Annotated in this window: 7 protein-coding genes and 1 pseudogene; 2 read left to right on the plus strand and 6 right to left on the minus strand. The window is 69.6% G+C overall.

Features of this window, described 5'->3' with window-relative positions:
- Positions 1-391 precede the first annotated feature (391 nt).
- From OG588_RS49420 to OG588_RS49430, 3 genes are all read right to left on the minus strand, one after another.
- A complete protein-coding gene (locus OG588_RS49420) occupies positions 392-1,126 on the minus strand; it encodes a hypothetical protein (protein WP_405945426.1) in 735 nt (244 codons plus the stop codon).
- A 130-nt stretch (positions 1,127-1,256) separates the two neighbouring features.
- Positions 1,257-3,911, minus strand: a complete 2,655-nt coding sequence (locus OG588_RS49425; RefSeq protein ID WP_405945425.1) for a Helicase associated domain protein — start codon at positions 3,909-3,911, stop codon at positions 1,257-1,259.
- The gene (locus tag OG588_RS49430) at positions 3,911-4,771 is read right to left on the minus strand and encodes a hypothetical protein (RefSeq protein ID WP_405945424.1); all 861 of its coding nucleotides are present in this window, start codon (positions 4,769-4,771) and stop codon (positions 3,911-3,913) included. The genes OG588_RS49425 and OG588_RS49430 overlap by 1 nt, the downstream gene beginning before the upstream one ends.
- Positions 4,772-4,973: 202 nt before the next feature.
- Between OG588_RS49430 and OG588_RS49435 the strand changes: the two genes are divergently transcribed.
- A complete protein-coding gene (locus tag OG588_RS49435; protein ID WP_405945423.1) occupies positions 4,974-5,417 on the plus strand; it encodes a hypothetical protein in 444 nt (147 codons plus the stop codon).
- Positions 5,418-5,624: 207 nt separating this feature from the next.
- Here OG588_RS49435 and OG588_RS49440 read toward each other — a convergent pair whose 3' ends face one another.
- Complete coding sequence (locus OG588_RS49440; RefSeq protein WP_405945422.1) at positions 5,625-7,196, minus strand: hypothetical protein; 1,572 nt, start codon at positions 7,194-7,196, stop codon at positions 5,625-5,627.
- A gap of 628 nt (positions 7,197-7,824) precedes the next feature.
- Complete coding sequence (locus OG588_RS49445; protein ID WP_405945421.1) at positions 7,825-10,749, minus strand: NACHT domain-containing protein; 2,925 nt, start codon at positions 10,747-10,749, stop codon at positions 7,825-7,827.
- A gap of 130 nt (positions 10,750-10,879) precedes the next feature.
- Between OG588_RS49445 and OG588_RS49450 the strand changes: the two genes are divergently transcribed.
- Positions 10,880-11,092: a hypothetical protein gene (locus OG588_RS49450; protein ID WP_405945420.1), complete on the plus strand. Its 213-nt coding sequence runs from the start codon at positions 10,880-10,882 to the stop codon at positions 11,090-11,092.
- Between the two features lie 49 nt (positions 11,093-11,141).
- Here OG588_RS49450 and OG588_RS49455 read toward each other — a convergent pair.
- Positions 11,142-11,641: pseudogene (locus OG588_RS49455) on the minus strand (DEAD/DEAH box helicase family protein); the annotation flags it as partial.
- Between the last annotated feature and the right edge of the window lie 454 nt (positions 11,642-12,095).

A 12,095-nucleotide genomic window follows, 5' to 3' on the forward strand; every position in this document is an offset into this window, starting at 1 on the left:
AGCCGGGCCCACCGGGCGCCCCAGGCAGCCAGTGCGACGAAGAGGCCGGACGCGACGTTCTCAACGATGTTCATGGGGAAACCCTCCCAACGCGTATGGCGCGAATGGACAGATCTGAACAGCAAGTTCGCTACCCTCCCCGATCGACAGCAGGAGGCCCCGGGCGACGTCCCCGGGGCCTCACCTGCGATGGGCAGGGTGCAGGTTCAGTGGTCGTTGGTATGCGGCGGCGTTTGGACGCGCCGTCCTGTTTGAACTGGACCTCGACGCCCAGACGCTGACCTCTACTTGGCCCTGGGTTCGCTGGGGGCGCCACCCTGCCAATGCTGCCGCCTCTGTGCCGCGGCTACGGATGTGGGCTGGTCACGGCTGGTCCGCAGTTCGCCTTGGGTTACGGGCTGTGGGCCCATGAGGGGACGGGGTAGGTGTGGACGTCGCCGAGTGCGAGGCGGAGTGGTCCGAGGAGGCGGTGGGCGAGGCCGGGGGAGAGGTCTTCGATTGCGAGGGCCGTGGCGGCGAAGCACACGGCTTTTTGTTCGTCGGAGAAGTCCCGTACGCGTTTGCTGTGGGAGCGGGCTGTTCGGTCCAGTGCTGTTTCGGTGTGCTTGATCAGGGCGTTCTTCAGCGTGGCCCGGTCGGCGGTCGCGGCGTGGTCCTGTGCCTCGTACCAGGCGGGGTCTTCGCGGTCGGTCGGCCATGCCTTGTTGTAGGAGCGGCGCAGGGTGAGGACTTCGTCCCAGGTCAGCTTCTCCAGTCGGGCGAGGAGTGCTGCTGCTGTTCGCCCTTGGGGTCCCAGCGCCCACCAGGCCGGTGCCCGGAACCATATTCTTTGGCCCCAGGTCCGTCCGGAGCGCTCCTCGTCGTCGTTCGGGGCGAGACTCATGATCCACAGCCCGAACGGGATCTCGGTCGTGAACGGCAGGTAGGACGCGCCTGATGCATGCGGTGCTGCGCGATGCCATGGCTGCTTGCGGCGCCGCAGCGGCACGCCGGGTGTTTCCTCGATGAGGATGCTGCGGCGGTCGCGCAGACAGGCGGCGTAGTCGATCGGGTCGTCTTCGAAGCCGCGGCCTGAAGGGCGTGTGACTTTCCAGCCCCAGTCGGCCGGCAGACGGTTCGGGTCCACTTTCGCCGCTGTCCAGTCTTCCCACCCAAGGCCAGGCACCTGATTCCCCTCCGTGACGACACTGGAGCCCCATCTTGGAGCACCCCGGACCCGCCGGTCCTGCGGGTCGTCTGTGCCCCGCAGACGGCTGTCAGCCGTGTTCGGTCTGCTCTGCGGCCCAGGCGTAGCCCAGCTCGGCGAAAACGGCTCGCTGGTCCGCGTTCAGACGCTCCCGCCTGGTCTTCTGGTTGCTCAAAAACACCCCTAGCTTCACCACCGAACCGTCCGGCAGTTCTTCAACGTGTGTTCTTCCCACGACAGTTCTGCCTTCGCGGGCGATGTACTGCGCGAGGGCCTGGACACCGCGTTGGAAGGCTGATGTTTTCCCGGATGCCTTCGAGCCGTCTGTGGTTGCTGGTGCGGGCTGTTCGGCGGGTTTCACTCCCAGGCTTGCGAGTCTGCGCTGCTGCTTCTCGGAGAGCTGGAACCAGTCGTGGGACTGTCGTTGCAGCCATCGTCCGAGGTCGTCGCCCTCGAACAGGACGCCCGGCTGGATGGCTGGCAGTACAGCGCCGGCCTCGGTGTCGGCGAGGTCGGCGAGGACGCGGTAGTTGCGCTGCCAGTCCAGCGGCCACGGGCAGTCCCAGTCCTCATCGATGGCGGTCAGCTGCGCTGCCCGTGCCGTGGCGCGTTCGGGGTTTTTGCCGAGGCCGTGGGTGCGGCGGAGGTTGGCCATGTGTTCCCCGACCGGGGCCAGTTCGCTGTCGGCGTTGCCCCAGAGGGCGTCGCGTCGGGGGGCGAGGTGGCCGTGGGCGCGGTGGTAGGAGCGCAGGACGGCGAGTTTGGTCTCCCAGGCTTCCTCGCCGGGTTCCCACACCATTCCGGCCTCGTCGAGGAGTTCCTGGCGGTGGTCGTCGAGTTCACCGGCGCGGTAGGTGCGCCGCTGCTGGTGGACCCAGCGCCCCAAGGGGAAACGTCCGGTGACGCCCACCGTCGTTTCGGTGTCGTACGGGACGGCGTACAGCCCTGTGATCCCGTTCTCTTTCCGCCAGCGCAGCAGGGCCTGATAGCCCTCCAACCACACCAGCGACTCCGGCCGGTAGACCCGCGTGCGCAGGAATGCCGCGATCGTGGCCGCGTCGCGGGGGCTGGAGAAGTTCAGCAGCACGGACTCCACCGCCCCCTGCGTGCCGTCCCGCTTCTCGGCACCGTCGCCTTCGCCGCCGGCCCCGACGATACGCCCGTCCCCGTCGCGGACGAGGTGGTGCGGCTTGGCCCGCGGCTGCCTGGTCAGGGCGTGGGAGGCGAGCTGTTCGACGAGGCGTTCCGAGTGTGAGCGCAGGCCCTGGAGGACGGCTGTGAGGGGGCGGAACGAGGCGGAGGCGATCATGTCGCCGGGGTCCTCGCCGGGTTCCAGGAAGACGGGCACGATGATGCGCGCGACCTTGGCCGTGCCGTCGGGGTTCGGCCGGAGGGCCCGGCCGATGTTCTGGACGATCTCGATCTGGGAGCTGCGGGTGTCGGCGAAGCAGATCGCCTCGACACCGCGTTCGCCGGTGATGTCGACGCCCTCGCCCAGGACCCGCACGCTGGCGAGGAAGGCCCGGTGCACGCGCCTGTTGTCGGCGTCGATGCCGTTTGCGAACTGGCGCAGGACTTCGCGGCGTTCGGCGACGAGGTGGTCGCCGCACAGCCATGCCGCCCACACCCGCTCCGGGGGGACATGGCGGTCGGCCTCCAGCTCGTAGAACTTCGCGTCGATCGACGACTCCGGCAGGGTGTCCGCGCCGGCCAGGGCCTCGCCGGAGACCTCGGCCGCATACAGCCGGGCTGCCGTCTGCGGCATCTTCTCCGCGAACGCGGCGGCTTCCTCGACCCGCTGGTGGAACGTCATGACCGTGCGGAGGTTGCGCGCGGCGGCGTGCTCCAGGAGAGCGGTCTGCAGCAGCGCCAGGCGCCGGCCGCGCAGCGCCTCCTCCGACAGCCCGAGGACGGGGGAGGGGTCGTGGATCTCCAGCACGTCGATCTCGAACCCGGCGAGGATGCCCCGCTCGATCGCCTCCGACAGCCCGAGCTCGAACAGCCACTCCCCGTACGGCCCGTCGGGGTCGCTGGCCATCGTCGCGATCTCCAGCTCCCCGCCGTCCGCGCCCTTCTGCGGCCGGGGGGAGGCGAGGATGCGCGGGGTCGCGGTCAGATAGAGCCGGAAGTCCGCCGGGATCCGGGAGTTGTCGTGGATCGCCGCCCACGGCCGCCCGAGATCACCAGTGGTTGAGTGGGCTTCGTCGACAACGGCGAGGTCGAAGCCGCCCATCGCCTGTCCGTACAGCCGCTCCCCGCCCGCCAGAGCGGCCTCCAGCGGCCCGCGCACCTTCGCCCGGCCCGTGACGTCCTCGGGAACCTCACGGTCCACGAGCGAGGCGTACGTGGCGAACACGACCACCGGCCCGCGCCCCGCCCACAGCGCGAGCTGGATCGGGTGGGTGGTCGTCCGCACGCCGAGCTGCTCCAGGACGTAGTCCTTCTCCAGCGAGCACACGGCGACCATCGGCCCGTGGTGGCCGACCCTCCGCCAGGCCTGGGCGGTCTGCACGAGCAGGTCGAGGGTGGGGACCATGACGAGGATCCGCCCGCCGCGGAAGCACTCCCGCGCCGCCCACGCGGCGGTGATCGTCTTCCCGGAGCCGGTCGCGGAGACGACGGTCCCGCGCAGCCCTTGCGCCGGTACCGATGACCTTGTGGGGAATCCCGCCCACGCGCGGATGCGCGCGTTCGCTTCCACCTGGTGTTCCTGCAGGCTGATCATCACTCAGCTCCCGTCTGGCCGACGGGCTTTGGGCGGTCCTGCGGCGTCGGGTTCTCGGCCGGTGGCTGATGGAGGAGCGGGTTCTGCTGTTTGCGGCGCCGGCGGTGTTCGCGCTGTGCCTGGGCGCGGGCGCATTCGCGGGTGCAGTACTTGATGCCGCTGGTGCGGTTCTGCCCGTATGCGGCACGGCCGCGCTGGCGTACGAAGCTGCGGCGGCAGGTCTCATTCGCGCACTCGCGGATCGTGGCGTCCTCGGCGAGGTGGTTGTAGAGCTGGAGGAACGCCACAGCGAGGACGGTGGGGTAACGGTCGCCCAGACTGCCGATGCCGATACTGAACCGCTTCAGCGCGGCGTTCAGCTCATCCACCAGGTCGCTGATCCTCATTCCCAGGACGAGCTCGCGCATATGGTCCAGGTCGCGTGGCCACACCTCGTCCCGATGCGTGTTCTCGGACTGCCACTGCGCCAGTTGTTCCTCGGAGACTTCCGGCGCGATGAGCGCGTCGAGTCCGCCCTCGCGGCGCAGGGCCAGCCAGGTGGTGATGGCCGTCTGGGCCTGCGTCACGTAGAGCGTGGCTAGTTCGCCGTGCAGGGCGAACGGCGCGCGGGGGTGTTCGCGCTCGGTGAGCTCCTTGAGCCGCTCGTCCTCGTCCTCGTCCCAGCTGCCGGTGTTGATGCTCCCGCCGAGGTGTCCGTAAGTGCGCATCAAGGCGGCCACGGCGTCGAGGTCTTCGGGGTTGACCTCCATGAACTCGCGCAGGTAGAAGTCCTCCAGCATGGGGACGGTGTGCGCGCGGGAAGGGAGCTGCGGGGTCCAGACGATCCACTCGCCGTCGGCCCGCGCCCCGCGAAGAGGCATCAACTCCGGTGTCGGCACGGGCGTCCCGGGCCAGAGCGTAGGACGAAAGCGTGGGTCAACGTATGCCGCCATGAGGAGCATCATAGCGTCCAGGAGGGTAGGACGAACTATGAGTCCTTCGTATCACGCGCAGGGATCGCGGAACGTACCCGAGGGGGAACCGGAGTTGACGCAGTGGCAGGACCGTCAGGTGATAGGCGACATGCACGAACGTCGGGTGGCAGCCGCGCTGCGAGCCCGCGGCTGGACCGTCCAGCCCTGCGGGCAGGGCACCTACCCGCCCGCTGTACAGGAGGCTCTGCGCCGGACCCGCTCCGCCCTGCGGCACTTCCCCGACCTGATCGCCGCCCGCGGCGCCGACCTGATCACCATCGACGCCAAAGACCGCATGCCCAGCACCGACACCGACCGCTACGCCGTCAGCGCCGACACCGTGACCGCCGGTCTCTTCTTCACCGCGGCCCACGCCCCGACCCCGCTGTACTACGTCTTCGGCGACCTGAAGGTCCTCACCCCGGCCGAGGTGGTCCACTACACCGCCCACGCCCTGCGCCACCGCAGCGGTGCCTTCCACCTCGTACGCACAGAGCAAGCACACCGCTTCGACGACGTCTTCGGATCGGCCCGCGCAGCAACTGCGGCATGACCGCCACCGCGCTGCTGCTCGCCAAGGACGCTTGTCTGGCCTTGCGCTCAGAGCGGCGACGTCAGCGAGCCCGAACCAGCCCCAAGGCCATCACGTGTACGCCGACACTCGCGGACCTGCTGGGCTGCGAAGGGACGTGGGAGACCGTCGCCCGCCGGAGCGGCCCTGCTCGCCCGCCACCCGGAGACCGCGACGGCGCTGGAAGTGCTACTCGCCGACGGCTGACCCGGCGCAGGTGCTCACCAGAGCACGGATCGCCGGTGCGGGCAACGCCGGGTTGGCGGCCGCATGGTGGACCAGCTCCTCGTCGTCGAGGAGGTCCGCCAGCCGGGACGACGGAAGGTTCGGGTGGCGTGCGAACGCGGCCCGGACGCCGGGGTCGGGGTCCCGGGTGAGCTGCTCCACGGCGGCCTGGGGGACCTTGGGGTCGCGGGCGGCCAGCGCCCGGACGGCGGGATCCTCGTCGTCGGCGTGGACGGCCAGTCCGTCACTGGGGAAGTGCGGGCGGGTGAGGAGGCGGTCGCGCTGATGGCCGGTGTACTCCAGGAAGCTGCGCAGGAGCAGGGCCGCCGGGGCGTCGGGGTGGTTCTGGGCCAGCAGGACGCGCACGCCCAGGTCGTCGTCGACGGCCAGCCGGGCCACCAGGTCGGCCGGCAGGGTGTGCACCCGCGCAGCGTTTCTGCGCAGCATCGGATGACCGGACAGCGCGTCCCGGCGGACGGCCTCGGGGTCCGGGGGCGTCAACGGCTCGGGACGGAACAGGAAGAGCCCGTCCAAGGGGACTGTGTAGTCGATTCCGGCCCGCTCCTCCTCGCTCCACGCGGGGTGCACGGAAACCGCCAGCCGCACGCCTGGGTCGGGATCCGTAGCGAGGGCTTGCCGCTCCGCAGGATTGAGGTCCGGGTGGCGAGCGATCGCCCTGCGCACGTCCGGCACGGGGTCGGCGGCGAGGGTGCGGCGCTCGACGGGGCCGAGGTCGGTGCGGCCGGCGATCTCCGCACGGATCTCCGGGTCCGGATCGGCGGCCAGGAGCCTCACTACGTCGGGCGGCAGCGTCGGGTTCCCGGCGATCATCGATCGGTCCTGCGGGCCGGCCGGCGCGGTGAGGACCGCGTCCACGACCGCCCTGCTGAGTGCCCGGTGCATCAGGATGTCGGTGCGGCCGTGACACGGTCTGTCGGGCAGGACGCTCTCGACCCACACCGGGTCCTCGTCGCGCAGATGCTGCTGAGCCCTCGACCGGACCTCGTCGTCGGGGTCCGTCAGCAGCGCGGCCCGTGTCTCGGCGGGCAGCCACGTCCACATGCCGACGCCCCAGGCGCGGACTTTCGGATCCGGGTGCGTGGGCATGGACCGGCGCAGCCCGGGCGAGAACTGCCGGTAGAGGGAACCGAGGTGCTCCTGCTCGTAGCTGTTGATCATGTGCACGACGGCGTCGTCGGGCAACGGCGGCCCGTCGTACCCCGGCCCGGGTCCCTCGGCGAGGTGGGCGCGGACGAACCAGTGCGGATCGTCCAGGAGCTGTGCCCGCTGGGCCGGATCGACATGGGGGTTGCGGGCGAAGAAGCTGCGGGTGCGATGGTCGGGGTGCGCGATCACGGCGTCGACGACCGCCGACGGCAGGACCCGGTCCCGGCACAGCACCATCCGTACGGCGAGCGGGGCCTCGTCCAGCAGGTGCAGCAGGACCTCCAGCGGAGCGGCGGGATTCAGCGCCAGCCCGGCGAGCCGCCGGGTGGGCAGGTCGGCGTCCTGCCAGATCTCGTCAGGTGTCGGCACGCCTCGAACCCCCAAGGAAAGACCACGGAATGGGCCCCTTGCCACAGGACAGGGGGCCCATGACCCTAGCCGCTCACTGCTGCCCCACCGGTGGCGGACTCCGATCGTGACGATGCCGCGGACCAGCGTTGCGGCACTGTTGTCGTGGACGACCTGTCCGTCGGACGTCTTCCGGATCTTGATGCGGAAGGTGTCCGGGCCGTCCGTCGCCGTGATCCGGAAGCTGTAGCCGCTCTTGCCGTTCACCGTGCCGGAGCCCTGGGAGGACGGCCCGGGAGCCGGAGACTACGAGCCAGTCGGTCTGGGCGGACCGGAACTCCGCGTGGGCCGAATCGAGGTCGAAGGCGACCGCCCCGGCCGGGGCGGGGCGGAGACCCCGGGGAGGTAACCGACGGCGGGGGAGAAGAACGCCTTGCCGACGGTTCCCGCGCCCACAACCGGGCGGACCGCCCGGTTGTACACGGGACTCCAGCGCGCATGCGCCGCTGTGATCGTCTTGCCCGAGTCGGTTGCGGACACGATCGTGCCCCCGTGCCCCGGCCGCGCGCAGGGCGCAGGGCGCAGGGCGCAAGGAGCTGTGAGAGCGGAGTGGCTTCGGTACGTGCCGGGCGATCCATTCGTCGGGGCTTCAGGTGCGCGGGCGGGGGCTGCGGGTGATGGCCTCGGGTGGGAAGTGTTCGGTGCCGAGGACTTCGGTGGCTCCGCTGATGTGGATGGTCAGATCGGGCATGCCTCGCAGCGGCGTCAGGCCGACGTGCCGGTGTCCCCCGTAGCAGCGGATACTCAGTCTCTTGAGCCGGGGAAGTGTCCTGCGGATGAGGGCTAGATCGTCTCCCTCTGTCCACGTGCCCAGGTGGAGCTCTTCTATCTGTGGGGCGGGCGGGAACTGCTCGAACATGGATAGACCGGGGCCGACCGGTAGTACGAGCTCGCGCAGATTGGGCAGTGCCGCCACTTGCACGAAGTCGTTGATGGGTCCGTGCAGGTTCAGGCTGGTGAGGTGTGGCCAGCGGGTGATGCCCTGCAGCGTGCGGAGGTGTCCGGATGTCTTGGACCCTAGAAACAGGCTGGTCAACTCTGCACACACGGGAAGCGCCCCGAGATCCTGGCACGGGAGTGCCATGTCGAGGCCCAGGGCCCGGAGTCCGGTCACGGCCTCGAGGTCTTCGATTCGCACCGCGTCGCAATCCGAGAGTTGAAGGCGGTCAATGGAGGGGGACTCGGCCAGGTATGTGAGGTCCGTGATGTTCGGGCACCTGATGAGGTAGAGGTTCCTCAAAGCTGTGTAGGGGCGGAGGAAGTCCAGGTTCTGCAGGGTGGAATTGTGGTTGAAGCTCAGCGACCGGATTTTCTTCGGGTCAAGCGCGGCGGTCATGGCACTGCTGGGGAAGTCTCCGACGAAGGCCGTCCACTGGGGAGTTTGCAGTTGGTGGAGGGCAGCCAACTGTTCCGTTGACGTCACGGTCACGTCGGAGAGACCGGGAATATGAGCGAGGACTTCGCGGATGTAGTCATGAGTGTCGAAGCGGTCCCAGGCATTCTGCAGTACCCCCTGAATGTTCTCCTGGGTGCTGGCGCGGAACTTCTTCATGACGGTGAGGGCGGCGTCGCCGCCGAGGAGACGTGCGGTGTGTACAACGGCTTCGGCTTCGTCGTCCTCGAGGCCGTCGGGGCCCGGAAGCAAATCAAGGATCACCGGACCGACCGTGACCAGGGCTCGGGCTTCCTCGCTGCTGCGTGGGGGCAGCAGCGCTGTGGTGCGGTCCTGGACTTCCTGGCGCACCACGGGGTCGATTTCTGTGGCGTGTTCCAGACAGGCAGTGGCGAGCAGGTGCAGGCGGGTGCGGTGCTTGGGGGTGCGATCTCCGCGGGCGATGAGGCGGCGTAGGAGGGTGGCGCGTTCATGAGGGCGGGCGTGAGCGACGGCCATGCGCAGGACGTCTTCCCATTGGTCGTCGTGGGCGTGCCGGACGAGCAGGGGCAGGTCGCGGGCTTCGACGCAGGCTTTGGCGCCGAGGTAGTCCTGGAAGGTGCGGTGGACGAAGTCGATGGTTTCGGCGGTTGGGGTGCGTAGCAAACCGGAGCGAGCGACGAGGTGGCCGAGGACACCGGCCCCGTCGGCCTGACTGGCGAGGTGGGGCATGGCGGGCAGGGCGTCGTCGATGAGGGTGTGGGCGGTGTCGTGGTCGAGTTCGGTCTGGCCGTTGCGGATGAGCCAGTAGGCCAGGCGTTGCAGGAGCTGGATGCTCTGGTGTTCGGTGAGGGTGAGGCCTTCGGGGGCGTCGATGTCGCGTTCGCGGTCGCGGCGGTGGAGCAGCATCGACAGAGCCGCTTCGTACAGTTCCATGCGGCCGCGGGGCAGGTGGCCGCGGCGGTCACGGTGCAGGGCGCACACCAGGGCGCACAACAGCGGGGTGGTGGTCAGCCGGGCTAGGTCGCGCTGGGAGCGCACCGTGTCCTTCAGCGCTTCGTCCAGGGCAGCCAGGTGCGCGCGTTCTTGAGGGTCGTTGGTGCCGGCGGCGGCTGCGGTGTGCCAGCGGGTGACGAAGACCGCGACATCCCGGGTGCTCATCGGACGTACTGTCAGCTCGGTGAAGTCGCTGTCGGCGAGCCAGCCCTCGGGGACGGCGGAGGGCCGGGTGGTGACCAGGTAGGCGGCCTGCGGGTAGGCGGCCAGCAGTTCGCGGAGCCACTGCCGTGTGTGGGTCCGCTGCGTCTGGGGGACTTCGTCGATGCCGTCGATGAGCAGCAGGGCGAGGCCGTCGGCCAGTACCTGGTCGGCCCAGCCGGGCGGTTGCGCGGCGTGGAGTGGGCAGCCGACTGCGGCCAGGTACTCCTGCGGGGCGGGCAGTTCTCCGCGGCGGATCAGGGTGCGCAGCGGCAGCACGAACGGCAGGCAGCTGTCCAGGTGGGCGAGTTCGCCTGGCAGGTTCCTGCGGGCTGTGGCCAGGGCGAGCCACTGCAGCAGGGTGGTCTTGCCGCTGCCGGCCAGCCCCCGCACCAGGGTCCGTCGCCGTCCGGCCAAGGCCTGCTCGGCCCGCTCCACCCGCACCTCCATGCCGCCATCAGGCCCGGCTCCGATCCCGCGCGGGCCGTTGGGCAGGGCGGCGCTGTGGGCTGGGGTGGAGAGTTCGAGGCTGAGGTAGGCGGCGTCCAGCGGCCAGCACGCCCGCTCCGGCCGGGACAGATCCAGCCCGATCACCGACAACTGCCCGTGCCGCTGCTCTACATACCGCCGGTACCGGACCTCGAACTGGGCATCCGCACCCCCGCCCGCATCGCCCAGTGCTCTGGCTTCGGGCGGGGCGGGCGGTAAGGCCTGGCGGCGCAGCTCCAGCAGCGGGACGGCATCTGTGCGCAGGGCGCGAGCCAGGGCCACCACCGTCGCCTCGCTGGGCACGGTCGCCCCGTTCAGCGCCCGGCTGGCAGTGGTGTGGCCCAGTTCCGCCCGCTGCTCCAGTCCCGCCATCGACAACCGCCGCTCCACCCGCAGCCGCCGCAGCCGCTCCTTCAACTCGTCCAGCGCCGCCGACCGACCCCCGTCCGTCTGCACCCAAACCCCTCCCCGATCAGCCCCGGTCGCGTTCCGACCCGTTCATCTTCATCCACCCGAACGCCACCGCACGCCCACCCAGCCATCTTTCCTTCCTGACCGGCACACGCCCGACGGAACGGAAGAAACCGTGTCTCCTTCGCCGACCTCCCTGACCCTGCTCGCCCTCACGCTGCTCACTGCGGTCCTCCTGGCGCTGCTGGCCGCCGTCACCGCCGGACTGCTGGCCCGCTGGGACGGCGCCTCCCTGCCAGCCGCCCTGCTGCGCGCCGGAGTGGCCTTTGGCGGCACGATCACCCTGCTCATCGCGCTGCTCGCCCTGGTGGTCAGCACGCTCACCTAGCCCGCTGTGGAGTTCGAGTACGTCGATCTCGAAGCCCGAGAGGATTCCCCGCCAGGTCGAAGCCGGTCATCTGCTGCCCGTACAGATGCTCTCCGCCAGCCAGAGCCGCCTCCAGTGGCCCGCGGACCTTGGCCTGTCCCGTCACGTCCTCAGGGTCGTCCCGGTCGACCAGGGAGGCGTACGTGGCGAACACGATGACCGGCCCGTGCCCGGCCCACAGGGCGAGCCGAATGGGGTTGGTGGTGCTCCAGGACAGCGTCCTCTCCAGGGAGCACACCGCGACCATCGGGGAGCGGTGGCAGACGGTCCGCCACGCCTCAGCGGTCTGCACCAACAGGTCCAGGGTGGGAACCATGACCAGGATCCGGCCGTCCCGGAAGCAGTCCAGCGTGGCCACGGCGGCCGTGTAGGTCTTCCCGGAGCTGGTCGCGGACACGACCGTGGCACGGCTCTCGTGTTCCGGCACAGGAATATTCGAAGGGAATCCAACCGACTTACGGATACGCGAATTCGCGTCACCTGATGTTCACGAAGCCGAATTGCAGGAATCGAGAAAGCTCCGTCTGATATCCCGGGGTCGCGAAGGGAGGGGGCGTGCTGTTGTTCCGCCAATCCTACATGCCGCATCTCACTGATACACGCACTACACTGAAGCCCCCTCAGTCGAGTACCAGTCACCCCTGTCGCCGGCTGGACCCGCGCAGCGGGTCCAGGTCCTGAGAGGCGCAGCCGGAAGGACCCGGGGTGGGGGACCCACCCCAGTTGGGAAGTGCGCAGCACGCCCCAACTCTCCATACTGCATGAGGAATTGGCAGTACCTGACATACGATCAACCAGGCCGTGCGAAGCACGGACTGACGGCCCGCAACGCGGGCCGTACCCTCGGCCGTTGAAGCGAAGCGGAAACGAGCAAGCCCAGCGAAGCCGGGCACGGTGAGCGAAGCGAACCGCAACACCCGCGAAGCGGGGGTGTTCACTTGCACATCGCGCAGCGATGTGTTAC

Origin of the sequence: Streptomyces prunicolor (assembly GCF_045162825.1) — a bacterium.
GTDB classification, from domain to species: domain Bacteria; phylum Actinomycetota; class Actinomycetes; order Streptomycetales; family Streptomycetaceae; genus Streptomyces; species Streptomyces prunicolor.

Bases quoted from the DNA above. Each gene is read 5' to 3' on its own strand.
- OG588_RS49425 (WP_405945425.1), bottom strand. From the start codon at position 3,911: ATGATCAGCCTGCAGGAACACCAGGTGGAAGCGAACGCGCGCATCCGC.
- OG588_RS49430 (WP_405945424.1), bottom strand. From the start codon at position 4,771: ATGCCTCTTCGCGGGGCGCGGGCCGACGGCGAGTGGATCGTCTGGACC.
- OG588_RS49435 (WP_405945423.1), top strand. From the start codon at position 4,974: ATGCACGAACGTCGGGTGGCAGCCGCGCTGCGAGCCCGCGGCTGGACC.